Source organism: Streptomyces aurantiacus (assembly GCF_027107535.1).
In the GTDB taxonomy this organism is placed as follows: Bacteria; Actinomycetota; Actinomycetes; order Streptomycetales; family Streptomycetaceae; genus Streptomyces.
Genome location: NZ_CP114283.1, coordinates 6,800,125 through 6,826,143, shown reverse-complemented (window position 1 = coordinate 6,826,143; position 26,019 = coordinate 6,800,125). Strand labels below are relative to the sequence as shown.

Annotated in this window: 21 protein-coding genes; 15 read left to right on the top strand and 6 right to left on the bottom strand. The window is 71.2% G+C overall.

What is annotated here, in order from left to right; genetic code table 11:
* Entirely contained in the window at positions 1-1,002 is a 1,002-nt protein-coding gene (locus O1Q96_RS32385) for an amidohydrolase family protein (RefSeq protein ID WP_269251528.1), read from the bottom strand.
* 271 nt (positions 1,003-1,273) lie between these two features.
* Here O1Q96_RS32385 and O1Q96_RS32380 point away from each other — a divergent pair, with 271 nt between their 5' ends.
* The 8 genes from O1Q96_RS32380 to O1Q96_RS32345 all read left to right on the top strand — a co-directional run bounded on the left by O1Q96_RS32380 (position 1,274) and on the right by O1Q96_RS32345 (position 10,644).
* Positions 1,274-2,395: a 3-oxoacyl-ACP synthase III family protein gene (locus O1Q96_RS32380; protein WP_269251527.1), complete on the top strand. Its 1,122-nt coding sequence runs from the start codon at positions 1,274-1,276 to the stop codon at positions 2,393-2,395.
* Positions 2,392-2,931 (top strand): SRPBCC family protein, encoded by a 540-nt coding sequence (locus O1Q96_RS32375; RefSeq protein ID WP_269251526.1) that lies wholly within the window; start codon positions 2,392-2,394, stop codon positions 2,929-2,931. Before O1Q96_RS32380 ends, O1Q96_RS32375 begins: the two co-directional genes overlap by 4 nt.
* A 38-nt stretch (positions 2,932-2,969) precedes the next feature.
* Positions 2,970-4,574 (top strand): class I adenylate-forming enzyme family protein, encoded by a 1,605-nt coding sequence (locus O1Q96_RS32370; RefSeq protein ID WP_269251525.1) that lies wholly within the window; start codon positions 2,970-2,972, stop codon positions 4,572-4,574.
* Positions 4,571-5,971 (top strand): FAD-dependent monooxygenase, encoded by a 1,401-nt coding sequence (locus O1Q96_RS32365; protein ID WP_331276078.1) that lies wholly within the window; start codon positions 4,571-4,573, stop codon positions 5,969-5,971. Before O1Q96_RS32370 ends, O1Q96_RS32365 begins: the two co-directional genes overlap by 4 nt.
* Positions 5,972-6,134: 163 nt before the next feature.
* The gene (locus tag O1Q96_RS32360) at positions 6,135-7,787 is read left to right on the top strand and encodes a serine/threonine-protein kinase (protein ID WP_269251524.1); all 1,653 of its coding nucleotides are present in this window, start codon (positions 6,135-6,137) and stop codon (positions 7,785-7,787) included.
* Complete coding sequence (locus O1Q96_RS32355) at positions 7,784-8,608, top strand: N-formylglutamate amidohydrolase (protein ID WP_269251523.1); 825 nt, start codon at positions 7,784-7,786, stop codon at positions 8,606-8,608. The genes O1Q96_RS32360 and O1Q96_RS32355 overlap by 4 nt, the downstream gene beginning before the upstream one ends.
* Before the next feature lie 105 nt (positions 8,609-8,713).
* Complete coding sequence (locus O1Q96_RS32350; protein ID WP_269251522.1) at positions 8,714-9,580, top strand: DUF429 domain-containing protein; 867 nt, start codon at positions 8,714-8,716, stop codon at positions 9,578-9,580.
* A 347-nt stretch (positions 9,581-9,927) separates the two neighbouring features.
* Entirely contained in the window at positions 9,928-10,644 is a 717-nt protein-coding gene (locus O1Q96_RS32345) for a ribonuclease BN (protein ID WP_269253816.1), read from the top strand.
* Between the two features lie 79 nt (positions 10,645-10,723).
* On the opposite strand, the gene O1Q96_RS32340 is transcribed toward O1Q96_RS32345, so the two are convergent.
* On the bottom strand, positions 10,724-13,642 hold the full coding sequence (locus tag O1Q96_RS32340; RefSeq protein ID WP_269253815.1) for a glycosyl hydrolase 115 family protein: 2,919 nt from the start codon (positions 13,640-13,642) through the stop codon (positions 10,724-10,726).
* A 635-nt stretch (positions 13,643-14,277) separates the two neighbouring features.
* Between O1Q96_RS32340 and O1Q96_RS32335 the strand changes: the two genes are divergently transcribed.
* A complete protein-coding gene (locus tag O1Q96_RS32335) occupies positions 14,278-16,356 on the top strand; it encodes a bifunctional polysaccharide deacetylase/glycosyltransferase family 2 protein (protein ID WP_419586983.1) in 2,079 nt (692 codons plus the stop codon).
* Positions 16,357-16,401: 45 nt separating this feature from the next.
* A complete protein-coding gene (locus O1Q96_RS32330; protein WP_269251521.1) occupies positions 16,402-17,610 on the top strand; it encodes an LCP family protein in 1,209 nt (402 codons plus the stop codon).
* Between the two features lie 37 nt (positions 17,611-17,647).
* Here O1Q96_RS32330 and O1Q96_RS32325 read toward each other — a convergent pair whose 3' ends face one another.
* The gene (locus tag O1Q96_RS32325; RefSeq protein ID WP_269251520.1) at positions 17,648-18,841 is read right to left on the bottom strand and encodes a N(5)-(carboxyethyl)ornithine synthase; all 1,194 of its coding nucleotides are present in this window, start codon (positions 18,839-18,841) and stop codon (positions 17,648-17,650) included.
* Between the two features lie 57 nt (positions 18,842-18,898).
* Positions 18,899-19,171, bottom strand: coding sequence for a hypothetical protein (locus tag O1Q96_RS32320; protein WP_217455971.1), 273 nt, complete (start codon positions 19,169-19,171; stop codon positions 18,899-18,901).
* A 513-nt stretch (positions 19,172-19,684) separates the two neighbouring features.
* Here O1Q96_RS32320 and O1Q96_RS32315 point away from each other — a divergent pair.
* Together O1Q96_RS32315 and O1Q96_RS32310 are read left to right on the top strand one after the other, a co-directional pair.
* Positions 19,685-19,888, top strand: a complete 204-nt coding sequence (locus O1Q96_RS32315) for a cold-shock protein (RefSeq protein ID WP_269251519.1) — start codon at positions 19,685-19,687, stop codon at positions 19,886-19,888.
* 120 nt (positions 19,889-20,008) lie between these two features.
* Complete coding sequence (locus tag O1Q96_RS32310) at positions 20,009-21,100, top strand: fatty acid desaturase family protein (RefSeq protein ID WP_269251518.1); 1,092 nt, start codon at positions 20,009-20,011, stop codon at positions 21,098-21,100.
* A gap of 222 nt (positions 21,101-21,322) precedes the next feature.
* On the opposite strand, the gene O1Q96_RS32305 is transcribed toward O1Q96_RS32310, so the two are convergent.
* Positions 21,323-22,243, bottom strand: coding sequence for a helix-turn-helix domain-containing protein (locus O1Q96_RS32305; protein WP_269251517.1), 921 nt, complete (start codon positions 22,241-22,243; stop codon positions 21,323-21,325).
* A gap of 161 nt (positions 22,244-22,404) precedes the next feature.
* Between O1Q96_RS32305 and O1Q96_RS32300 the strand changes: the two genes are divergently transcribed.
* Positions 22,405-23,283, top strand: a complete 879-nt coding sequence (locus O1Q96_RS32300; protein WP_269251516.1) for an oxidoreductase — start codon at positions 22,405-22,407, stop codon at positions 23,281-23,283.
* A gap of 146 nt (positions 23,284-23,429) precedes the next feature.
* Here O1Q96_RS32300 and O1Q96_RS32295 read toward each other — a convergent pair whose 3' ends face one another.
* Positions 23,430-24,212 carry a CDP-alcohol phosphatidyltransferase family protein gene (locus O1Q96_RS32295; protein WP_269251515.1) on the bottom strand — a complete coding sequence of 261 codons (783 nt, stop codon included), beginning with the start codon at positions 24,210-24,212 and terminating at the stop codon, positions 23,430-23,432.
* 144 nt (positions 24,213-24,356) lie between these two features.
* Here O1Q96_RS32295 and O1Q96_RS32290 point away from each other — a divergent pair, with 144 nt between their 5' ends.
* Positions 24,357-25,331, top strand: a complete 975-nt coding sequence (locus tag O1Q96_RS32290; protein WP_269251514.1) for a zinc-dependent alcohol dehydrogenase — start codon at positions 24,357-24,359, stop codon at positions 25,329-25,331.
* Between the two features lie 266 nt (positions 25,332-25,597).
* On the top strand, positions 25,598-25,996 hold the full coding sequence (locus O1Q96_RS32285; protein ID WP_055513514.1) for a 6-pyruvoyl trahydropterin synthase family protein: 399 nt from the start codon (positions 25,598-25,600) through the stop codon (positions 25,994-25,996).
* The last annotated feature ends 23 nt before the right edge of the window (positions 25,997-26,019 follow it).

The following is a 26,019-nucleotide window of genomic DNA, read 5'->3' as shown; positions in this document are numbered from 1 at the left end:
CTAACGGCCTTCCTGCTGGTGATCGGCGAATCGTGGGAAGAGTTCGGCTGCGTTGCCGAGTTCGATGCGCGCCAGTTCGTCCTGCGTGAATCCGCCGTGCTCGGTGATGAATCGAGCACCCTGTGCGCTGAACGACTCCGGCATGAACGGAAAGTCCGAGCCCACGAGAATGCGGCTCGCCCCCGCGAACGAGCGCACCGAGGTGAAGGCGTGCGGATCGCCGATCATGGCGGTGTCGCCGTAGAGGCGCCGCAGATAGCCGATGGGATCGGCCGGCAGCCGTTCGGCGAGGTCGGCGCGGATCAGCGGCCCGCAGGCGAGCCGGGCCGCGTAGTACGCGACACCGCCGCCGCCGTGGGACAGAATCACACGCAGCCCGGGATGGCGCTCCAGGGTGCGGTTGTACAGAAGTTGAGCCGTCAGCCGTACGGTCTCGAACGGGAACTCGCAGAGCGAGACCGGCAACCCGAAGGTCGGCGGGTTGCCGGGGGGAGCCGTCGGATGAACGAACAGCGGTGTCCTGCGCCGCGCCGCCTCGGCGTGGAAGGCGTCGAGTGACGGGTCCCCGACGTACACCCCGCCGTAGTTGGTGACCAGACCGACACCGTCGAGGCCCAGCACATCCATGCTGTACGCCAACTCCTCGAGCGCGGCGTCCACATGGGGCAGCGGCAGTACGGCGAACGCGCCGATACGGCCGGGATGGGCGGCGACCAGCTCGGCGAGGAACTCGTTGACCCGGCGGGCCAGCCGGGCGCCCACAGCGGCGTCCACGGGGGGCACACCCGGCCATATGTTCACCACGGCCGCCCGAATGCCCTGCCGGTCCATCATCGCCAGACTGGTCTCCATCTTCCACTCGGGTGCGTCCACGCCGGGCAGTGTGGAGGCGAATCCGAGACGACGAATTTCATCGACGTAGAATTCCGGAATGACGTGGTGATGGACGTCTATCGCATTGGTCCAAGGAGGGCCTGGTGGCGCGGACTTGCTCGTCCCCATGAAAATCCTTCGTCCGGGCGGCCGGGTACTTCGGCGGCCAACGCTACGTATTCGTTGAGCCGACGTCGATGTGGTGCCCTGGAATCTGTCAACTTCTGCTCGAGGACCGGCCTCAGGGCTATTGCGCGGGTAGCGAGCTGACACTTATTGCCGCATTGTCTGGGGAGTTGGGCGTGCGCTGACTATGTTCCGACGCAGAGCTGTCGTACCCGACGCCCCACGGGGTTCCGGTCCTCAAGGGCCGCCCGGCGACGACCTGAAATGAGGCAGCATGGCCAGTCGTGCAGTAGCCATCCACCACACGGACACGGTCGGCATCCTTGGCACCGGCTCCTGTCTTCCCGGCAACGTCGTGACCAACGACGACGTCGGAGCACCTGCCGGGGTGACGGACGAGTGGATCACCCGGAAGACCGCGATCCGTGAACGCCGTTGGGCGAAGTCGGACGAAGGGACCTCGGATCTGGCGGCGATGGCCGCGCGCGTCGCACTGGAGGACGCCGGGTTGTGCGCCGAGGACATCACCCTGGTCCTCGTGGCGACGTCGACCCCGGACTCGCCGCAGCCGCCCACCGCCACGGCGGTGGCCGCCGAACTCGGCGTCCCCGCGGGCACCCCCGCGTTCGACATCAACGCCGTGTGCAGCGGCTTCGTCTTCGCCCTCACGACGGCGGAGCGGATGATCCGCGGCACCGGCGGACACGCCGTCGTCATCGGCGCCGACATCTACTCCCGCACGCTCGACGTGACCGACCGCAGGACCGTCGTGCTCTTCGGTGACGGCGCGGGCGCCGTGGTCCTCGGGCCCAGCACGGGCGGCGGGGTGATGGCGACCCGACTCGCGACCTTCCCGGAGGAGCGGGAGCTGATCCGGGTCCCCGCGGGCGGCTCGGTGCTTCCCGCCTCACCGGCGACCGTCGAACAGGGCCTGCACCACTTCACCATGGACGGCCCTGCGGTACGCCGCTTCGTGGAGAGCCGGGTCGGACCGCTCATCCGCTCCTTCCTGGACGCTCACCTGCCGGCAGACGCGAAGCCGCCCCACTTCGTACCGCACCAGGCCAACGGCCGGATGATCGAGGCACTCGCCGCGGACCTCGGATTCTCGCCGGAGAACACCCACACCACCGTGTCGTGCTTCGGGAACACCGGGGCCGCGTCCGTGCCGATCACCCTCGATCGCGCCGCCGGCCGGCTGGCCCCCGGAGACCTGGTGGTACTCGCCGGGTTCGGCGGGGGCATGGCCGCGGGCCTGGCCCTGGTCGAGTGGGAGGTGCGGCCCCGCGAGGCGCCGTCGGCGGGGGAGGCCGCGCGCCACGCGACAGCGGGACCTGACGAATCAGCCGACTGTTTCACCGCCCGGCCCGCAGACGCGGAGAGGATTTCCCCATGACCACAGAAAACGGTGTCGCCCCGCTCTTCGAGATATGTGCCGAATCCCATGTGGCCAGGACTCCCGAATTCGTCTACTCGGTGGTCAGCGATCTGCCGCGCAGCCATCAGTGGAGTGAGGAATGCACCGGCGGCGAATGGATTCACGGTGCCCCCGGCGCCGTCGGCTCGGTGTTCCGCGGTCACAACTTCAGGCGGGCCGAGGTGGTGGCCTGGGCCCCGGTGGTCCGCGGCTCGTGGACCACGACGTCCGAGGTGACGACGGCTGAGCCCGGCCACCGGTTCTCCTGGGCCATGCGCACCCACGACGGCCGGGCCCAGGACAGCGTCTGGGGGTTCACCCTGCGACCCGCCGACGGCGGCACGCGGCTCACGCACCACTTCCGTATGGGTACCGCGACCGAGGGGATCCGGGGCATCACCGCCGAGATGAACGACGACAGGAAAAGGAAATTCTTCGACGAATGGAGGGCAAAAGTGCAGGCGGACATGGCCGCCACGGTCGAGCGCCTCAGGAAAGTGATCGAGACCAGCTGACCCGACAGCCCGGAAACACAACTCGATCGAGGTGACGCATGTTTCTCCAGTCCATAGGAAATCGCGGCATCAGGCTGGGCACGCTGTTCGACCGGGCGGCCGACCGGTATCCGACGAACGTCCTGCTCCTCGACCACGATCTGGACATCGCGCCGGAACGGGGCAGGGCGATGACGATGACCGACGCCGCCGATCTCGTGAGCGACTTCGCCTCGCGGCTCTGGCGCGCCGGGCTGCGACCCGGTGACCATGCGGTGATCCACAAGAGCAACGCGTTCGACATCACCCTGCTCGCCGTCGCGGCCGCACGGATCGGCGTCGTCCCGATCCTGCTGTCGCCCTACCTGGACGGCGGGACGGTCACCGCGTTGCTCCGCCGGGTCGACCGCCCGTACCTGATCACCGACGCCGCGAAGCTGACCGAGTCCCTGCCCGACACGGTCTTCGCGCTCACCCGTCGTGTCCTGCTGGCCTCCGGCTCCGACGAACGCGCCACGCGCCTGGCGGAGCTGGCCGGCGCGCCCCGGGTCCCCGCGCTGGAACTGCCGTACGACCACCCGACCCTGGTGACGCACACCTCCGGTACCACGGGCGTCCCGAAGCTGGCCGTCCACACGGCCTACAGCCTGGAGGCCCGCTACCGGCCGCAGGCGCTTGCCACCGCACTGATGCGTCGCCGCGAACCGGTGGCCATCCACGTCTCCTTCGTGCACTCACGCCTGTTCACCGCGCTCGCCATCTCCCTGCTGCGTGGCTTTCCCGTGGCGGTCCTCGCGGACGCCGACCCCCAGCGGGTGTCGCGGCTCTTCGCCCGGCTGCGTCCGGCCGTTCTGGAGGCCCACCCGAACACCTACCTGAGCTGGGAACAGCTCGCCTCCGACCCGCTGGAACCGTTGTCCAACGTGAAGTTCTTCAGCAGCACGTTCGACGCGCTGCACCCGCGCACCGTACGCACCCTGATCGGTGCGTCCCGGCGCAGGTCCCCGCGCTTCGGCCAGATCTACGGGCAGAGCGAGATCGGCCCGAGTGTCGCACGCTCGTACGGCAGGCGTCGCTCACCGGAGGCCGACGGGCGCTGCGTCGGCGTTCCGTTCCCGGGCATGACCGGGGTGCGGGTGGTGAGCCGTGACGGCAAGCGGCCCGGACCGTCCTCACCGGGATGGATCGAGGTGAGCAGCGAGGGCCGGATCCGCACCTATCTGGGCGAGGACGAGCGCTTCCGGGGACAGGCGGACGAACGGTGGTGGCGCATGGGCGACCTCGGCTACCGCACCCGGTGGGGCTGTCTGCACCTCATGGACCGTGAGGTGGACGAGATCCCCGGCTTCGGCAGCACGCTCTCGGTGGAGGACCGGCTGTTCTCGCGCATCCCCGAGCTGTCCGAGGTCGTGATCATCCCCACCGAGGGCGGACCGCCGCGGCCGGTGGTGTGCACGAAGGACGACCGGCCGCTGGACCGCGCCCTGTGGCGGACCGCGGTGGCCGACCTGCCGGAGATGGCCGAGCCGGAACAGTGGCGGCAGGCAGACCTGCCGCAGACGGCAACGGCCAAGATCAAGCGGCTCGAACTGGCCCGCCTCGTCGGCCCGGCCGGGACTTCGGGCGAGATCACGGCGGACGAGCGGGCCGGAGAACCGGCATGACCACGGTGGTCGCCGGCGGCGGCATAGGCGGCCTCGCCGCGGCGCTGAGCCTGAGGGCCCGGGGACATCATGTGGTGGTGTGCGAGCGCGGCGACGACTTCGTCGAGCTCGGCGCGGGCATCCAGCTGGCCCCGAACGGGATGCACGCACTCGACCGGCTGGGCCTCGCCGCGGCCGTCCGCCGCATCGCCGTACCCGTCGAGGAACTGCGGTTCATGGACGGAGTGTCCGGTGAGCACGTGATCAGCATGCCGCTCGGGGAGCGCTACCGGGCCCGCTTCCGCAACCCCTACGTGGTGGTGCACCGCGGTGAGCTCTACCGGCTGTTGCTGCGGGCCTGTCAGGACAGCGACGGGATCGAACTGCGGTCGTCCAGCCAGGTCGCCGGGTACGAACACACGGACCGGGGGGTGCGGGTGCGGCTGGCGGACGGACGGACCCTCGCCGCGGACGCCCTCGTCGGGGCCGACGGCCTGCACTCGGCCGTCCGGGCGCAGCTGGTCGGAGACGGGCCGCCACGCAACGCCGGTATCACCGTGTACCGGTCGATCGTGCCCATGGAGCGAGTGCCCGAGGATCTGCGCCATCGGTCGGTGACCTGGTGGACGGGGCCGGGCCGGCACTTCGTGCACTATCCCATCGCCGGGGGCAGTTTCCTGAACCTGGCGCCCAGCGTGGAGAACCGGCCGGCCGAGACCTTCGCCGGAGTGGCCGTGCCCGCGACGGAGGTGCGTGAGCAGTTCGCCGTTCTCTGCGGCACCGCACAGCGACTCCTGGAGCTGGGCACGGAGTGGAAGGCGTGGGTCCTGGTCGACCGGGAGCCGGTGGACGTCTGGGCCGACGGCCGCGTCGTCCTGCTCGGCGACGCGGCCCACCCGATGCTGCACTACGCGGCGCAGGGCGCCTGCATGGCGCTGGAGGACGCGGTGGTTCTCGGAGACCTGCTGAACTGCTCGGCGGAGCATTTCGGCGCAGCGCTTCGCCGCTTCGACGCGGCCCGCCGGGCACGCACGGCGCGAGTGCACCGGCTCGCCCGGGACAGCGTCGGCCTCTGGCACGCGCGGGGCGAGACGGCCGCCGCCCGCAACAAGGTGCTGTCAGCCATGTCGGAGACCGGCCTTCACGACTACGTGGCCTGGCTGCACGGAACGCGGAACTTCGCCGCACCGGACGCTCCGTCACTGTCGGCCGCGCCGGACCCCGACGCGCCGTCCACGGCGCCGGGTGCGGAGGCACAGCCCGCTGCCGCCCCGGCTCCGCCCCCGGCGGACGAGGGCACGTACACGCTGGCGGGCCCCCTCGCGCCCGTCGACGTGCACCCTGCGGACCGCGTGACCCCCTCCGCGCACTTCGGAACCCACACCCTCGGCGGATACCTGGACCCGATGGACCCATGAGATCCGGTGACGGCCCGGGCACCCTGCCGTGGCACGCCCAGATCGCCGGCAGCCCCTCCCACACGACGGCAAGTCCGCTTCCCCCGCACCGCTATGCTCGCCGGTGTTCGATTCTGCATGGGGCCGGTGGGGCGGTTGCCACCGGGAGGGGCGTGAGCGAGGCGTGTTATCCGGCAGCGATGATCAGCAGGGCGCGGCGTACGCGGCACGGGGGGCCGGGCGGCTGATCGCCGGCCGGTACCTGCTGGCCGAGCAGCTCGGCAGGGGCGGCATGGGCACGGTCTGGCGGGCCCACGACCAACTGCTCGCCCGGGACGTAGCGGCCAAGGAGCTGCACGTCTTCACCCAGGGCGACGAGGACCACCGAAGGTGGCTGCGCCGTGCCGTGCGCGAGGCACGGGTGGTCGCCCGGGTGCCGCACCCGCACGTGGTCGGAGTCCACGACCTGGTCGAGCACGAGAACCGGCTGTGGATCGTCATGGAGCTCGTCGACGGTCCCTCGCTCGCCCAACTCATCGGCCAGTCCGGCCCGTTGGAGCCCAGGAGGGTCGCCGCGCTGGGGGCGCAGCTGCTCGGGGCGCTGGAGGCCGTGCACGCCGTCGGAGCGCTGCACCGGGACGTCAAACCGGCCAACGTCCTGCTGCGCCGCGACGGCAGCGCGGTCCTCACCGACTTCGGGATCGCCGTCCTGGACGACGGTGAGGCCCACACGAACTCCCGTGAATTCGCGGGCTCCGTCGAGTACATGGCGCCCGAACGTGTCAACGGCGGCCAGGTCGGCCCCGCTTCGGACCTGTGGTCACTGGCCGCGACACTCGTCACCGCCGCCACCGGCTCGTCGCCGTTCCGCCGCCCCGCGCACGCGGCCACCCTGCACGCCGTGGCGTACGAAGAGCCCAGTCTCCCGGCGCAGTTGGGCCCGCTGCTGCCGGTCGTCGAGGCGCTCCTGCGCAAGGTGCCCGAGGAACGGCCCTCCGTGGCCGACGCGTCGGCCGCCCTGCGGCGCGCCGCCGAGGGAGCCGCGGACACGGCGCCGTTGCCGACGCCCACCGTCCAGGTCCCGGCCCCGGCCGGCGTCGCCCTCGCGGACGCGGAGACCCGGACCCGTCAGCACGCCCCGTGGTCGGAGCCGGTCTCGCTCACCTCGCGGTACGACGCCGAGACGGCGTCCGCGTTGAGGAACGGTGACACGGGGGGAGGGAACGCGGGACGGCGTGACAAGCGGCTGCTGTGGTGGGTCGCGTCCGCCGTCGCCCTCCTTTTCACGGGGACCGGTGCCGGTCTCCTCCTCGTAGGGGTCCCGCCCTTCGAGCGGGCCGCGCAGGACGGCGCGGCGGACCGCGAGGACCAGGAGAGCGGGGCCGACCGGGCAGCGGGGACCCCCTTGTCGCCGACGCCCGTCGCCGCCAACGACTCGGTGGTCCGCAGCACGGAGGGCTGGCAGCGGGTCACCGAGACGCTCATCCGGGCGGGCGACACGGTCACGGTCCGCGTCGCCTCGGGGCAGTGGACCGTCGACGACCCCGAGATGCCGCTGACCGGGCCCGACGGGTACGACCCCGCGACCGACAAGGCACTGGACTTCGCCGCGGCGACCTGCAAGGTCAACGCGTCGGCGCCCTTCGGCGCGCTCCTCGGTCGTTTCACCGAGGGAGGCGAGGGCGAGACGAGCGACCTGGTGGGCAAGGAATGGACCTTCCAGGCAGCGGCCATGGGCACGCTCGAACTGCGCATCAACGACGGCGACGGTACCTGCCTGGCGGACAACTCCGGTGATCTTTCCGTCAAGGTGACCGTGACCGGGGAGCCCGGGTGAACGGTTCTCCGGCCCCCTACCGGCTCGTGCCGGGCGCCCCCGACTCGCCAGTGATCCTGCACGTACCGCACTCCTCCCGGGTCGTCCCCGCCGGCGTACGGGACGGAATCGTCCTCGACGACGCGGCGCTGGAACGGGAGTTGGACCACATCACCGACTCGCACACCGCCCGGATCGCCGCGGAGGCCGCCGCCCTGGCCGCGAACGATCCCGGACGGAAGGAACCCTGGCGGTTCGTCAACGGGTTGTCGCGACTGGTCGTCGATCCCGAGCGCTTCCCGGACGAACGGGAGGAGATGCGAGCCGTCGGCATGGGGGCCGTCTACACCCGCACCACCCACGGGAAGACGCTCCGACCGGACGGCCACCCGGAAGAGCCGCTCATCGACCGGTACTTCCACCCCTACGCCGCCGCCATGACCGACGCCGTGACCCGGCGGCTGGAGGCCACCGGACGAGCCGTGATCATCGACGTGCACTCCTACCCGGGCGAGCGGCTGCCGTACGAACTCCACGGCGACGGCCCCCGGCCACCCGTCTGCCTGGGGCACGACTCCTTCCACACCCTGCCCGGCCTGCTCGCCCACGCCGAGAAGGCGTTCGCCGGCTTCGGCGGTACGGGCGTCAACAGTCCCTTCTCGGGGACGTACGTCCCGCTGAAGTACTACGGGACCGACCGGCGGGTCGGTGCCCTGATGATCGAGATCCGGCGGGACGTCTACATGACCGAGCCGGGCGGCCCGGCAGGCCCCGGCCTGCACCGGGTGGCGGCCGCGCTGGCGGAACTCGTCGACGCGGTGACCGGCGCGCCGCGGACCTGAGCCGTCGTCCGTCCGGCCGGAACGGGACGCAGGCCCGGCCCCCCTGGTTCTGCCGTCTCTGCTACTGCCGTCTCCGGGTACTGCCGTCTCTGGTACTACCGTCCCATGGGAATAGAGCGGTTCATCGGCATCGACCTGGCCTGGGCGCAGGGCGGAGCCCGCAGACCCAACGAGACCGGCGTCGCCGCCGTCGACGGCAACGGCGAGGTCATCGACTGCGGCTGGACCCGCGGCCTCGACGAGACGACGGCATGGCTGGCCGGGACGGCCGTCGACGGATCGACACTGGTCTTCGTCGACGCCCCGCTGGTCGTCGCCAATCCGACGGGCCAGCGCCCGTGCGAACGGCAGGTCGGCCAGCGGTACGGACGCTGGAAGGTGAGCGCGAACAGCACCAACCAGCGCTCTCCCCGCCTGGCCGGAGTACTCCTGCGGGAACGGCTCCAGGAGGCGGGCTGGTCCTACGACGACGGCAGGGACGGACCGCCGGGCGGCGGCCTCGCCCTGTCCGAGTGCTACCCGTACACGGCTCTCGTCGGGGCGAGCGAACTGGGCTACGACCTGGAACGGCCCACCTACAAACGGCGGCCGGCACGCGTGCCGGCCGCCGACTGGCGAGCGGTGCGGGCGCAGGCCTGCGACGTGCTGATCGCCCGCATGGCGGGCCTGGAAACCGCCGACCCGCCCCTCCTGCTCTCCTCGCACCCCGTCTCCCGCCGGCTGCTGGAGGAGCCCTCGCCCGAGCGGGCGGCCGACTACAAGCACCGGGAGGACCTCATCGACGCGCTGCTCTGTGCCTGGACGGCCGCCCTGTGGTACCGGCACGGACCGGAGCGCTGCCAGGTACTGGGAGCGGACGGTCTCGAACCGCCCGGGCACGCTCCCACCATCATCGCGCCCGCCCGCCCCGAGCAGCGACGGGACGCCATGGCTGTCTCCGCGGTTCCCCGGAACGGGCGCGGAGGCCGCTGAGCCGGTCGCAGATCCGGCGCCCCCGGGGCACGCTGGAAGCAGCCACCCGCGATGCGGGGGGCCGACCGGTGCCGGGACGAGAGCTCCCCTGCCGGTCGCACGGGAACAGGACGAGGTGAACACGCATGTGCCACGGGGCCGTGTCGTCGCTGCGGCAGGCCTGTCGCGGCTCTCTCGTCCTGGGGCGCAACGGCGGTCACGACCCGCCGTCCGGGCCCCGGGACGAGAGGGGCGGACGGGCACTCCGCGGCCACGGGCACCGGTCCAGGGAGCTGAGGCGTTCCCTCCGTGCCCGAGGCACAGGCGTATGGCTGCGCGGCAAGGAAGTGGAGCTTCTGCACCGCGCGATGGGATTCGCGGCGCTGGGGCTGGTGACGCTCTCCCCGCTGCTGATCGTGGTCGCGGCGACCGTTCCGATCCAGGAGCGCGGCTTCGCTCTGTGGGTGGTGGACGGCATGGGGCTGTCCGGCCGGCCGGCCGACTCCGTACAGGACCTCTTCGCCGCGCCCCGCAAGGTCCTGAGTACGACCAGCGCCCTGAGTGTGGTGCTGCTCGCGCTCTTCGGCGTGACCTTCGCGGGCAGCGTCCAGACCGGCTACGAGAAGGTGTGGGACCTGCCGGCCGGGCGCTGGCACGCCGTGTGGCGACGCGCGGTGTGGCTCGTCGCTCTGACGGCCTACCTCTTCGCCGAGGCGCAGAGCGGGGCGGTCCTGGGATCGGGGGTCCTGCGCTCATGGGGCCGGATCGGCCTGTCCGTGCTGCTCGGGGTGCTCTTCTTCTGGTGGGCGCAGCGATTCCTGCTGGGCGGCCGGATTCCCTGGCGTGCCCTGCTGCCGGGCGCCATCGCCACGGTGGTGGGGCTGGGCGGCCTTCGCGCGTTCTCGTCCCAGGTCTTCTCCCCGCTGATCGTGAGCAACGCGGTCTCGTACGGTGCGGTCGGCACGGTTCTGATCGTGACGTCCTGGCTCATCGGTGTCGGCTTCGTCGTCTTCGGTGGTGCCCTCGTCGGTCGCTACTGGTACCTCCACGAACCGCACCACGTTCCGCATCGACACCGGTCCTGACCTGTCGTCCGGCCGGGTTCCCTCCTCGGGGAACCCGGCCGGACGTGGTTGCCGGACGGGCCCGCCCGGCCGTCGGCGCCTACCGGTCGGGCGTGTCCGGGCTCTGACCCGCGGGCTCGGGGTCGGGATTGAAGGAGCGGTGGTAGCTCTCGGGAGGAGCGAGATAGCTGCCGGGCAGGCCGCCGGTGTCGATGACGATCTGGTCCACCGCGATCGCGGGGTCGACCATGAAGAGCCTCAGCACGTGCTCGCCGGGTTCGGTGACGGTCACCGTCGTCGTCAGCTTCTCGATCCCGTCCTCCACGTTGCGGGCCCAGGCGTCCCCCCGGTTGCCGGTGGCGACGGCCTGGCCCGACAGGACCGTGACCGGCCGGTCGTCGAGGGCGACGGCCAGCCGCCGGTGCCCGCGCTCGTCGAGGGAGGGCAGACGGAAGACGGTGACCGGGAAGTCGCCGGTGGACGCGAAACGGACGCGGTAGCGCAGCTCCGGTGCCCGCCGGGTGAGTTCCTCCGTGATCGGTTCCGCCGTCGACGGCACCGCCTCCACGGCGGCCGTGCGGCGGCCGAGCCCGCGCACCGTCCGCCAGTGGGCTCCGCCACGCGCCACCCGCCGGTCGAAGTGGGCGGCGTCGATCGAGACGTAGCCATGGGCCTCGACGAACCCGCGGGCCCGGTCGCGCGCCCGTTCCCCGTCGTTGAGCACCCGCAGGGGCACGTCGAAGCCCTGCCCGGCGCCGGTGACGGTCACCTTCGCGTCGTACGCGCCCTCGGGCAGCCGCTCCCAGTCGATCTCCACCCACACGCGTGTCTGCTCGGTCAGGACGCCGCCCGACGAGCTCAGCCGCACCCACGGGTGGCTCGCCTCCGCCGTCCAGTCCAGCGCGAGGAAGCCGGTGTTGAACACGTCGAAGAAGCGCCGGTCCCGGGTGTACGAGGTGAAGGACAGGGGCCGCTCGCTCCCGGTCTCGTTGCCCTCCGCCGCCACACCTGCCCCGGACGTGTCCTTCACGGCCACCCGGGTGACGGTCGGCCGGCCGGGTGCCTTGGGGATCTGTGAGGGATACGGATTGACGATCCCGTCCCATTTCCCGCCGGCCACCTCGGTGTTGTACCGCTTGGTGATCGCCACCTCCTCCGCGTGGGCCGCGCCGGACAGGTCCGCGAAACGGTTCGCTCCCGCCCCTCGCCCCTGACGGATCGCCAGAGCGTTGCGGTCCGCCCAGTAGAACTTCAGGTTCATCAAGTACGCCCCGTGCACCGGGTATTCGACCAGTTCGTAGAAGGCGTCCCGGTAGGCCCCGGGCAGTTTGGCCCCGAGCGCCCTGGTCCGCTCCAGCAGTCGGCCGTACGCGGCCATCCGGCGGCCCCCCTCGTCCCCGTGGTGGACGAGCGAGAAGGTGCCGCGGTCGATGAACTCCGGCCGCCGCTCAGCCGCGAGGCGGTAGTACTCGGTGCGGATGGCGGCGATCTCCCGGCCGTGGCGCTGCCCGAACTGCCGCCCGGCCCACTCGACGAGGAAGTCCTCCACGTCGTCGGCGTCCCAGCGGTCGACGTCCCAGGCCATGTCCATGGAGAAGGACAGCCCCGTCTCGATCGACTTGACGTCTCCCACGTTGAAGATCCACATGCGGTCGGCGCCGTGCTCGTACACGCGCCTCAACTCGTGCCAGACCTTGGACAGTTGCGTGGTGTCCAGCCACAGGTAGCTCTTGGGGCGGCCCCAGTAGGAGAGGTGGTAGTAGATGCCGTTGCCGCCCGGGCGCCGCCGTTCCGCCTCGTCGGGCAACTGGCGCATGTTGCCGTGGTTGTCGTCCGGCCAGATCAGCGTCACGTCGTCCGGCACCCGGACACCGGCGTTGTAGAGGTCCAGGACCTCCTTGTACGGGATGAAGATCTGCGGTTCGGCCGAGGGGCCGACCTCCTCGGTCAGCAGGCGGCGCTGGTCCGCGATGATGTCGTTCATCACCACGACCTTCTCCGGGATCGTGGTGGCGTGCTTCGTCTCCAGCGCGGAGTCGTGCAGTCCGCGCATCCCGAGCGTCCAGCTGCTCTCGTAGCCGGCGTTCTGGCGGGCCCGGGCCCGCCAGTAGTCGGAGATGACGGCCGGGTTCACCGTGTAGTCGTACACCGGCAGGCCGCCGTCCGGGGCCGGGTGTTCCTTGGCCCAGGGGTCCCACTCGTGGACGCCGTTGCGCAGCATGGCCTCGGGGTGGCTGGAGCCGACGACGATGCCGTACCGGTCGGCCAGTTCGGGGTTCTCCCGGTGCTTGTTGAAGAAGTCGGAGTACGGATGCATCGCGGGCCACAGGTAGTTGGCCTTGAGGCGGAGCAGCAGTTCGAAGACGCGGCGATAGGTCTCCGGGCCGATGTTCTTGTCCGGCTCCTGGGTGCGGTGGGACCACGTGGTCAGGTTCTGCTCGTCGTTGATGAAGACGCCCCGGTAGCGGACGGACGGCTCGTACCGTTTGAGGGTCCTCGCGGGGACCGTCACGGTGTCGCTGTGCTCCACGGGGACGTCGGCCCACCAGTGCCAGGGCGAGACCCCGATGCGTTCCGAGGTGTCGTAGATGCCGTAGGCGGTGCCGCGCCGGTCGCTTCCGGCGATCACCAGGGCGCGTTCCACTCCGCGGACCGGGCGGTCCACGACCTGGGTCACCGACGCCTCCCAGCGGCCCTTCACCCGGGAGACGTCCAGCCGCCCTTCCCTGACGAGCCGGTCGATCACCGGGCTCGCGCCGATGGTGCCCACCAGGACGAGCAGCGGGGCCTTCTCGGGCAGGTCGTGCCGCAGTCGGGGCTGTGTTCCGCTGACCCGCTCGATGTCCGCCCGCAGGTCGCCGGCCGCGCGGACCACCGCGGGATCGTCCGCCGGGTCCACGAACAGGTCGACGGCCACGCCGCCCCGCACCAGGGGGAAGCCTGCCCGGTCCGACGACGCGGCCCGGGCGGCCGTGGGCAGCACCCCGGGGATCAGCGGGGCCGCTCCGGCCGCCGCCATGCCCCGCAGGAACGACTTGCGGGTCCACGCGGGTGAGGGGCTCTGCTGTGCGTCGAGCGGCGGTTCGTTGTGCGGCACGAGGCGCTGCCTTTCCGCGTCCGGCCCGCGCGAGGCCTCGTCCGGGCCGTCGGCTGGGCCGAGCGCATGACTCGGTGGGATGAGAGGCGGGGGAGCGACGGGCACGGCGCGGGGCGCGATCACCCAGCCGGACGACGGATTGGCATGCTCCGGCAAGAAAGCGCTTACTGTGCACCCTAGGTCAGGTGTGATGAAGGCGTCCAGATCCCTGCGGGCGGCTCTCCGGGGTGCGGTGGGGAGCAGGGGGGCGGCCGTGTGTCACGCGCTCGGCGCCCGGACGGGAGTCGTTCCCGTGACGGTGCGGGTTCCTGTGAGGCTCGGCGTTGACCCCGTGTGATCGCAAAGCTGTGGCTAGACTCGCGCCCCATGCGTAACTCCGGCCCCGCCAGCCAGTGGCAGCAGACAGCCCGCAGCGCGTCGATCACCAACGCCCGGGGCCGCAGGAGAACGGACCGCGCGGCGACACCCCGGCACGGCAGCACGCGCCCCAACTCACCCATGGACCGGTCCACTTGGGCGACCTCGTGCGCATCGCCCGAGAGGGGTGACGACGTTCCGTGAGGGGTCGCCACAAGCAGTCCCGCGACCCGCGAGGTCACTGGCTGCTCCTGATACTCGTCCTGCCCGCGATGTTCGCGGCCCTCCTCTTCGAGGGCTGGACCAACCACGAGGTCGACGCCGCGGACACGCGGTCCGACTGCACCTCACCCGCCCCCGACGCCGTCTCGGGCGGCGGCCCCGTCATCGGGATCAACCGCAACGGCGTACAGACCGGGTCGATGCCCGCCCGCACCGTCGCCCTCACCTTCGACGGCGGCCCCGACCCCCGCTGGACCCCGCGCATCCTCGACCTGCTGAAACAGCACCGGGCCCGCGCGACCTTCTTCCTCCTCGGCTCCCGGGCCGCCCGCCACCCGGACCTCGTGCGGCGGATCCGCGCCGAGGGCCACGAGATCGGCTCCAACACCTACACCGGCGCCGCCCTGGGCGAGACGTCACCGCTCCGCTTCTCCGCCGAACTCGACCTCACGCAGAGCGCGTTGGCGGGTACGGCGGGCCTGCGCACCAATCTGCTGCGGATGCCGCGGACCACCTCGCCCGACACCCTGTGCGGCCGCGAGTGGACAGCGGCACGGCGTGCCACCGACCAGGGCTACGTGCTGGTCGCCGCCGACAAGGCGTCCCGGAAACCGGCACAGGGCCTGGTCCGCCAGCTCAGCCAGACGGCGACCGCCTACCGGGAGACGGGGAAGCTGCTCAGGAACCCGGGCGCCGACCGCTTCACCACCGTCTCGGCCGGGCTCCGGCTGACCCCGTACGAGCCGGTGTCGGTCGTCGAGCGATGGCGCGGTACCGCCCTGATCCGGGCCACCACCCTGGGGCGCGCGTTCTCGAACGCGATGACCTGGACGCTCGGCATCGCGGGCGCTCTCGGAGTACTGCGGCTGCTTCTGCTCGTGCTCTTCGCCCGCGCCCATGTCCGGCGGCTCGAACGCTCCCGGCCCGGCGCCCCCTGGCTGAAGGAGGTGACGGAACCGGTCACCGTGCTCGTGCCCGCCTACAACGAGGAGGCCGGGATCGAGTCCACCGTCCGCTCCCTGCTCGCCTCCGACTACCCCCGGCTGCAGATCATCGTGATCGACGACGGCTCCACGGACCGTACGGCGGAACTCGCCGAAGGTGTCGGCGACCCACGGGTGCTGGTGATCCGCAAACCCAACGGGGGCAAGGCCGCCGCCCTCAACACCGGTCTGGGACACGCCAGTCACGACATCCTGGTCATGGTGGACGCCGACACCGTCTTCGAACCGGACGCCATCCACCACCTCGTCCAGCCGCTCGCGCACCCGGCCGTCGGCGCGGTCAGCGGAAACACCAAGGTCGGCAACCGGCGCGGCCTGCTCGCCAAGTGGCAACACCTGGAGTACTGCTTCGGCTTCAACCTCGACCGCCGGATGTTCGAGGTGCTGGAGTGCATGACCACCGTTCCCGGCGCCATCGGGGCCTTCCGCCGGGACGCACTGATGGGCGTCGGCGGAGTCAGCGACGACACCCTCGCCGAGGACACCGACCTCACCATGGCCCTGTGGCGGGCGGGCTGGCGCGTCCTCTACGAGGAGTCCGCCGTCGCCTGGACCGAAGTGCCCACCTCGCTGCGGCAGTTGTGGCGCCAGCGCTACCGCTGGTGCTTCGGCACGATCCAGTCCATGTGGAAACACCGCGGTGCCGTCCTGGAACTGGGCGTCGCCGGACGCTTCGGCAGGCGCGGACTCACCTACCTCGCGCTCTTCCAGGTCGCCCTGCCGCTGCTGGCGCCGGTCATCGACGTGTTCGCCCTGTACGGCGTGCTGTTCCTCGACCCGCTCACGTCGGCCGGGGTGTGGTTCGGCTTCATGGCTGTCCAACTGGTCTGCGCCGGCTATGCGTTGAAGCTGGACGGCGAGCGCGTACGGACCCTGTGGTGGATGCCGTTCCAACTGGTCGTCTACCGGCAGCTGATGTATCTGGTCGTCATCCAGTCGGTGGTCGCCGCGCTGCTCGGCAGCCGGCTGACGTGGCACCGCATGAAGCGTTCCGGTACGGCGGCTGAACAGATCGGCGACCTCGCCCCGTATAAGAGCCTGCCCACGAGATGACCCCGTGACGGGGTGACCCCATGTGTTGAGGGACTGGACAGGCCGATGAACGACGGGACCCACCACCCGGCGGGCCACGACCGGAGCACGGGCGTGGCGGAGCCGGCCCGCCCAGCCGCGTCGAGGGCGGGACGGAACAACTCCGCCCCGCCCTCGACACGTACGGCACCACTGCCCGGGATGCCCTCGCCCGCCACACCGGGACGGACGGGCGACGGGAGCCGCCCCCGCCGGGCGGGCGGTGGCAGATCTCCCAAACCCCGTCCCACCGGCCGCCGCAGGGCGGTACGGCTGGCGGTCCTGCTTCTCGTCGTGCTGCTCGCTTCCACCGCCGGCACGTACCTGTGGGCCGACACCAAACTCGACCAGGAGGTCGACCTCGGCGCGCTCCCGGACCGACCGGAGGGCGGCAGGGGCACCAACTACCTGATCGTGGGCTCCGACAGCCGTGACGGACTGTCCGAGCGGGACCGGCAGGATCTGCGCACCGGTTCGGCCGAGGGCCGTCGCACCGACTCGATGATCCTGCTGCACACCGGTGCGAACGGCACCACGATGCTGAGCCTGCCGCGCGACTCCTGGGTGACGATCCCGCCGTACGTCCGCCCCGAGACCGGCCGGAGCTACCGCGCCGAGCCGAACAAGCTCAACGCCGCGTTCTCGCTGGGCGGCCCCGACCTGCTGGTACGGGCCGTGGAACGCAACACCGGGCTGCACGTCGACCACTACGCGGAGATCGGCTTCGCGGGCTTCGTCGGGGTGGTCGACGCGGTCGGCGGCGTGGACATGTGCCTCGAGCGGGACATCAGGGACGACAAGTCCGGCGCCGACCTGCGAAAGGGCTGCCAGACCCTCGACGGCGGCAAGGCGCTGGCGTTCGTCCGGCAGCGCAAGCAGGAGGCCGAGGGCGACCTGGGCCGCACCCGCAACCAGCAGAAGTTCCTGACCGCCCTCGCCGCGAAGGCGGTGACTCCCGGGACCCTCCTGAACCCGGCCAGGTCCTTCCCGACCCTCAGCGCGGGCCTCGACACACTCGTGGTCGACAAGGACACGGACCTGCGGGACCTCATGTCGCTGTTCCAGGCGATGCGGGGCGTCACGGCGGGCGGCGGCCGGCAGATCAACGTGCCCGTCTCCGACCCCGGTTTCGCCACCTCCAAGGGCAGCGCCGTGAAGTGGGACGACCGCCGGGCACGGACACTCTTCACGGAGCTGAGGGACGACCGGCCGGTGACCCTCCCGCAGGGAAAGTGAGCGTGCGGGAGGCGGCCGTGCCCCGGCCGGGGACGTCTCAGACCGGCTGCACGGAGGCGAGCGGCGCCGGGGGGAGGGGAGCGGCCGGGACCTCGCGGGTGTGCGGATAGACGGTCGACCGGCGCTGGAAGGAGATGATCTTCGGGTTCAGGACGACACCGTCGCGGATCTCGATGGCGTTCCTGACCGTGGCGTCGCTCTGCCAGGACTCGGGACCGCTCATGACCGTGCGCAGGTAGGGCAGGACCGCCTCGCTGATCTCCCAGGTGGCCGAGTCCCACAGATGGGACGGGCTGTGGTCCACCCCGTAGTAGTGGCAGCCGGGTCCCACCGTGGGCATCGGCTCGCCGAAGGTCGTCGGCCGGGCCCATTCGAAGCCCATGCCCTCGTCGCAGGCGACGTCGACGAAGAAGGTCCCCGGGCGGAACAGCGCGAGCTCGTCCTCGGTGACGAACATCAGTGGTGCGTCGGTGTCCTGCCGGACGCAGTTGACGACGATGTCGAACTCGGCCAGGTACTCCGCCAGCGGCACGGGCCCGAGCCCGGTGAGCGCCTGCAGACGCGAAGGGTCGTCCTCCCGCTCCTCGAAGTGGCCCATCACCACGGAGGGCATCGGTGAGGCCACGGCGGCCGCGGCACGCTGGGTGAGCACCGTGACGTCGGAGACCCCCATGGCGCCCAGGCCCGTGACCGCCCCGCGCGCCGTGGCGCCGAAGCTGATGACCACCGCGCGCAGACGGCGGCCGTAGCTGCCGGTCAGCCCGCCGAGCTGCAGGGCGTGCATCACCGAGCAGTAGCCGGCGAGTTCGTTGTTCTTGTGGAACACGTGGACGCTGAAGGCGCCCGTGGAGGTCCAGTGGTTCATGGCCTCCCAGGCGATGAGGGTCAGCCGTCGGTCGATGGCGGTCTGGGTCATCCGCTCGTCCTGCACGCAGTGCGGCCAGCCCCACAGCACCTGGCCCTCGCGCAGTTGCGAGATGTCCTCGTGCATCGGCTTGGGGAGCAGCAGCACGTCGGACTCGACGAGGAGCTGCTCACGGGTGCGCAGCCCGGCCACCAGTTGCCGCAGCGCGTCGTCGCCGATGCCGAACCGCTCGCCGTACCCCTCCTCGAGGTGGATCTTCGCGCGTACGTCCGGGTCGATCCGCTCGAGGTGAGCGGGATGCAACGGCAGCCGGAACTCGTTCTCCTTGTGGGAGGAGGCGAGTACTCCGAGACTCATCAGACTCATGCGCGTCCTTCTATTTCGTTGTTGTCGTGCGTGGTGTGGCCGCCGGGACCGCCCGGGTCAGGAACGGCCGTCCCGGTGCCCGCGGACGCGTTCCTCCAGGGGGAGGGGCGTCTCGGCGAGGCCGTTGACCGATCCGCTCGCCATGCGTGCGCACGTCCCGTGGCAGGCGAGCAGTTGCCTGCCGTCGTGGTGGGAGACCACCACGGCCTCGGGGTCGGGCGCCTTGCGGTAGTCGGTGCCGCACATGAGGCAGGCCAGCCCGGAGAGCATCTCGGCGGTCGGTTCGGGGCGTCCTCGGCGGTGACCGGAGATCGCGTCCTGTGAATACATGTGTCCCGCATCCTCTTGGTCGGTTCAGGGCCGTGCGCATGATCCTGAAATGCCCGGCAGACATCCGCGGACCTGGAGGTCCTGCAGTCGCCGGACGGGGAAGGGGCTGCGGGAGACGGCGGGACGGTACGAGCCAGAAGGCATCGTGCGGCTCTTTTCCGGCCGGATTCGAGGTGCGCCGGCCTGTGCCGTTCTCCGAGTGCGACGCCGACACGGATGACGGCGTACGAGGTGCGCCCGATGCCGCCACCGTACTCCCTTCCGGACCCGGAGCGGACCCGCGGGAGCCTGATCGGGCCTCTCTCGCTCGCACCGGGAATCTTTCCGGCACACCGGACGTTGTGTGGAGTGGTTGTAGTTGAAGTTTGCGAACGTGGAAGCGCCCGCGGAGTTCTGACAGCGGGCGCTCAGTCGTATCCCGGGGGTTTTTCTTCGACGGCTGACGACCGGCAACCCGTGAACCGCGCGAGCGCGCGGTCTCCGAACAGACCCGTCACCCGAAGGAGACATCACATGCCTCAAGGAACCGTGAAGTGGTTCAACGCGGAGAAGGGCTTCGGCTTCATCTCCCCCGACGAGGGCGGCGCCGACATCTTCGTCCACCACTCGGCCATCGACACCGACGGTTTCCGCTCCCTGGAGGAGGACCAGAAGGTGGAGTTCACCGCCAGCCAGGGCCCCAAGGGCCTGCAGGCCGACCAGGTCCGCCCCCTCTGAGAAGAGTCCCGCCCGAGGCAGGCCCCGCGCGGGCCTGCCTCGTGGTGTTTCCCCACGTGCTTCCGGTATCCGGCGCCCTGCCCCTGCGCCGTCGGTCCGCACGCACCCGAGAGGAACAACGTGACCACTGACACCATCGGCCGGGGCACCGATCCGGCGGACGACGCCCTGACGACGCAACCACCGCCCAGCGGCCGGGGCAGCGACTACGCCGCACTCTCCCGCGAGGTGAAGCGGAGCGGGCTGCTGAAGCGGCGGCCGGTCTACTACTCCGTCAAGGTCGGGGCGAACCTGCTGCTGCTGGCCGCCGGCTGGACCGCCTTCGCACTGATCGGATCGTCGTGGTGGCAGTTGCTGACCGCCGCCTTCCTCGCGGTGATGTTCACCCAGACCGCCTTCATCGGGCATGACGCCGGCCACCACCAGATCGCCGCCTCCAAGGGTGTCAACAACGTGCTCGGCCGGGTGCACGCCGACCTGCTGGTCGGTCTCAGCTTCGGCTGGTGGATCTCCAAGCACACCCGGCACCACGCCCACCCCAACCACGTCGACCGCGACCCCGACATCGCCGACGGCGCGATCGCTTTCACCGAGGACCAGGCCCGGGTCCGCAGCGGGGCGTACGCATGGCTGGCGCGCCACCAGGCCTGGCTGTTCTTCCCCATGCTGCTGCTGGAGGGACTCGCCCTGCACGTCGCCGGTGTACGGGCGATGTTCGACGGCACCGGTGCGCGGACCGGGCGGGCGACCAGGCTGGCCGAGGCGAGCATGCTGACGGCGCACCTCGTCGGCTACCTCGCCGCCCTGTTCCTGGTGCTGTCCCCCCTCCAGGCAGTGTGCTTCCTCCTCGTGCACCAAGGGCTGTTCGGCCTGTACATGGGCTGCTCGTTCGCCCCCAACCACAAGGGCATGCCCATGTTCGGCAAGGACGACAAGATCGACTTCCTGCGCCGACAGGTACTGACGTCACGCAACATCCGCGGCCACCGGCTCACCGACCTGGCGCTCGGCGGGCTGAACTACCAGATCGAACACCACCTCTTCCCCTCCATGCCGCGGCCCAGCCTGCGCCGTGCCCAGGGACTCGTGCGGGCGTTCTGCGCCCGGCACGGCATCGCGTACCACGAGACCGGACTCCTCGACTCGTACGCGCAGGTGCTGCGGCATCTCCACGCGGTGGGCGGGCCTCTGCGGCCCGAGCTGGAGTACTGAGCGCCTGTCTGTCGCGTCCTGGAGCACGGAGTACCCGCCCGTCGCGTCCAGGTCCGGCAATCCCGCACCCGGTGACACGGCATCTCGCCGTCATTGGTGCACGCGGAAGCCCGAGGCGCACGAGATGCCCCTCGGGCGGGACGCCTGTCGCGGTGATGCCCGCGACCATGCGCGGCAGATCGACGAAGTCCGTCTCCGTGCGCGCCCGCTCGGGCTGTTCGCTCACTGCTCGTCGACGGCCTGATGCTTGTCGGAGGCGGACGCACTCCGGTCGTCGTGGCGGTCCTCGCGGGACACCGCCAAGCTCCCCAGGATGCCCAGAAGCTCGGCGTCACGGCTGCCCGGTTCGGCGTGGAAGACCTTGAGGATCAAGCCGTCGGTGCCGTTGATGGCCAGCTTGTTGGACTGCAGTTCGAGGTCGCCGACCTTCGGATGACGCAGCCGCATGACGCGCGCAAGCTTGGGCCGCACGTCGTGACGGCCCCACAGGCGGCGGAAACGCTCACTGCGTACGGACAGTTCGCCCACGAGCTCCACCAGGCGGGGATCGTCGACATCGGGTCCGGCGTTGGCCCGCAGGGCGGCGATTCCCGCCTCGGTCAGTTCCTCCCAGTCCCGGCGCAGTTCCCGTTCGGTCTCGTCGAGAAGGATGGCCCTCAGGAGGTTGACGCCGGGGGAGTGGTTCGGGGAGAGGGCCGTCGCCAGCGCGTTGGCCGCGAGTACATCGGTGAACCTGTTCTCGACGTAGGCGGGATTGCCCGGCCATCCGTCGATGAGCTGGAGGATGCCGGGGGGCACGGGCTCGGGCCTTCGTGAGGCCCGTCCGCTGTCGCCGGCGCGGCCGGACCGACGGGTCCGGGACGGGCGCGCCCGGGTCAGGCCGATCAGGTGCGCGGTGGCGGGGGCGTCCAGGTTCAGGACGTCGGCCAGGGCTTCCAGGACCTGGAGCGACGGGTTGCGGTCGCGGCCCTGTTCCAGACGCAGGTAGTAGTCGGCGCTGATCCCGGCCAGCATCGCGACCTCCTCGCGCCGCAGTCCCGGTACGCGCCGCAGGCCACCGCCGCGGCGGATCCCGGCGTCCTCGGGCCGCACCAGCGCGCGGCGGGCCCGCAGGAACTCTCCGAGGGCGTTCGTGGCGTCCATGAACCAACCGTAGGCCCGTCCCGGCGCCGGTGACTGTCCCTGTCACTCCCAGGAACAGCGGGGTACTGCCGGCCGCGGCCGAGCGGGCGAAGAGTCGGCGTCGGCGGAGGACGAACCCGTCCACGTCCCCACAGACGCAGATACGCGGTGAAAGGCACACCATGACGGACGCAACCGGCACGCTCTCCGGCGGAACCCTCACCCCGGCGGACGATCTGACGATCACCCGTATGGGATACGGAGCCATGCAGCTGGCGGGCCCCAACGTCTTCGGGCCGCCCAAGGACCGGGACGAGGCCGTCGCGGTACTGCGGGAGGCCGTGGAGCGGGGCATCACCCACATCGACACCAGCGACTTCTACGGGCCGGTCGTGGTCAACGAGATCATCAGGGAGGCCCTGCATCCCTACCCCGCCGGCCTGCGCATCGTCACCAAGGTCGGCGCCCGCCGCGGCGACGACGGCAGCTGGATCCTGTCGCGCGACCCCGAGGACCTCAAGGCCCAGGTCCGCGAGAACCTCCAGCACCTCGGCGTGGACGCCCTCGACGTGGTGAACCTGCGCGTCGGCTCCAACGACGGGGGAACGGACGAGGAGCCGCTGAGCGACCAGTTCGGCGCACTGGCCGAGCTTCGGAAGGAAGGCCTGATCCGCCATCTCGGCATCAGTGCCGTCTCCGACGCCCAGCTGACCGAGGCGCAGGCCATCGCCCCCGTCGTCACGGTGCAGAACCTCTACAACCTGGCCAACCGCCAGGACGACGCCCTCGTCGAGCGGTGCGCGGCGCAGAACATCGCGTTCGCCGCGTTCTTTCCCCTCGGCGGCTTCAGCCCGCTGCAGTCGCAGACGCTCACCGACGTGGCCGCCCGCCTGGGTGCCACGCCCCAGCAGGTGGCCCTGGCCTGGCTGCTCCAGCGCTCCGCGACCACGGTCCTGATCCCCGGCACCTCGTCGCGGGCCCACCTGCGCGAGAACATCGCGGCGGCGGAATTGTCCCTGCCGGACCACGAGATCGCGGAACTGGACAGGATCGGCCGCTGACCCACCGCCCAGAGGCGGGCCGGGACATGCGCGGCTCCGCCGAGCGGGTGCGGCCGGTCACACGCGAACCCGCAGCGAAGGCTGTGTGCACGGCTGCGGGTTCGTGGGGGCGGGCGCACGGTTCTCGCGCCCCTTACAGGGCCGCTCTACGAGGCGCCCGCGCCCGCCGTCTCGCGCAGGCGCTCCACCTCGATGCGCGCCACCTCGCGCTCGACGGAGCCCCTCGTCCGCCACAACCACCCGATGTCCCGGCCGAACGACCAGGTCAGCAGGCCCAGGGCCAGGGCGACGACCCCGAAGGTCAGGGCGTACGGAAGGATCCCGGAGCCGCCGAGCAGCAGCAGGACTCCCTGGAGGGCCGCCACCGTCTTGCGGGCGGTGCTCGGCGGGAGGGTGCCGTTGAGCCACGGGAGGAACTTGGCGGCCGCCACGAAGGCGTAGCGCATCGCGCCGATGAGGAGGGCCCAGGGGCCCACCGACGCGGCGACGTACACGCTGAGCACCAGGATGAGGAACGCGTCGACCTCCATGTCGAAGCGTGCCCCCAGCGCCGTGGAGGAACCGGTGCGGCGGGCGACCTTGCCGTCGACCGCGTCGAGGATGAGGGCGACCGCGGTGAGCGCGACCAGGACCGTCACCGGCGGCGGACTCTGGAAGGAGTCCGCGACCAGGGCGGTCACCCCTCCGACGAGGGTGGCCCGACCCAGCGTCACGCGGTTCGCGACCCCGAAGGAACGAGGCCGCGAGCGGTGCAGGGCGCGTGAGAGCACCGCCCACGTCGCAAGGCCGAAGGCCAGCCCCGTGAGCCAGCCCGCGGGGCCCAGGCCGATCGCCGTGCCGAGCACGGCCAGCAACAGAAGCTGCACGCCCGCTCCCAGGGCAGTCTCCTGCTGCAAGAGCCTCGCGTCGTACGTGTTGTTCAGGGCCACCGCACATCCTCCGGCCAGGTGACAGAGACGATCATTGCCGCGTACCTTGTGCGCGGCTTCGCAAAGGTCGGTACGTGGCTCGCCGCCCGATCGTTCAGCCCGCCCGCTCAGCCCATTCACATGGACTACTCAGGAGGATGCCGAATGGACCGCTCCGCCCGCGCCTTCTGGCTCAGCTCTCCCGGCCGTGGCGAGCTCCGGGACACCCACCTGCCGGAACCCGCCGAGGGCGAGGTCCTGGTGCGAACACTCTTCTCGGGGGTGAGCCGCGGAACGGAGACGCTCGTCTTCCGCGGAGGGGTGCCGGAGAGTCAGTACGCCGCCATGCGGGCGCCCTTCCAGGAAGGGGACTTCCCCGGGCCCGTCAAGTACGGGTACCTGAATGTCGGAACCGTGGAGGAGGGGCCCGCGGAACTCGTCGGACGGACCGTCTTCTGTCTCTATCCGCACCAGAGCCGGTACGTCGTCCCCGCGAGCGCCGTCACACCCGTACCGGACGACGTGCCCGCCGCGCGGGCCGTGCTCGCCGGGACCGTGGAGACCGCCGTCAACGCGCTCTGGGACGCGGCGCCCCTGATCGGCGACCGGATCTCCGTGGTCGGCGCGGGCATGGTCGGCGCGAGTGTCGCCGCGCTCCTCGCCCGGTATCCCGCCGCCCGGGTCCAGCTCGTCGACGCCAACCCGGCACGCGCGGACCTCGCGCGGGCCCTCGGCATCGATTTCGCCCTCCCGCAGGACGCCGCGGGCGACCGCGACCTCGTCGTCCACGCGAGCGCCACCGAGGCCGGACTCGCCCGCGCGCTCGAACTCCTCGCCCCGGAGGGAACCGTCCTCGAACTGAGCTGGTACGGCGACCGGAAGGTCAGCCTGCCGCTCGGCGAGGCGTTCCACTCCCGCCGCCTCGTCATACGCAGCAGCCAGGTCGGGTCCGTCTCACCGGCCAGGAGTTCCCGCCGCACGTACGCCGACCGGCTGGCCATCTCGCTCGAACTCCTCGCGGATCCCGCCTTCGACGCCCTGATCACCGGCGAATGCGCCTTCGAGGACCTGCCCGAGGCGATGGCCGGGCTCACCACGGGAGAGACGACGGCCATGTGCCACCTGGTCCGCTACCCCTGAGCGGCACGGGGCCGTGACATCCGCGGCCCCGCGCCCGGCGCCCGGCGCGGGCGGCCCTCCCGGGCCGGCCGCCGGTCGCACGCCCCGAGCGGAGCGAATCCGCACGTCGGTAATCAAGTTCGCACTACGCGCCCCTGGCCGCCCTGTCCCGGGCACCCTGTCCGAAACTCCGCCCCGAACCCCCTGAACACGGAGAACGGACCGGCCGTACTACACGGCACGCCCCGGCAGAGGGGTCAGACGCGCCGCACCTGGAGGGTCGTCCGTTGTTCAGCATCACCGTCCGCGATCACCTGATGATCGCCCACAGCTTCCGCGGAGAGGTCTTCGGACCCGCGCAGCGCCTTCACGGAGCGACGTTCCTCGTGGACGCCACGTTCCGCCGCGCCGAGCTGGACGACGACAACATCGTCGTCGACATCGGACTGGCCACCAGGGAACTCGGGGAGGTGGTGGCCGAGATGAACTACCGCAACCTCGACAACGAGCCGGTGTTCGCCGACACCAACACCTCCACGGAGTTCCTGGCCAAGGTCGTCGCCGACCGCCTCGCCGAGCGCGTGGAGAAGGGGGCGCTGGGCGAGGGAGCCCGCGGCCTGGCCGGCATCACGGTCACCCTGCACGAGTCGCACATCGCCTGGGCGAGTTACGAGCGTGCGCTGTGAACCACCACGCCGACATCATCCCC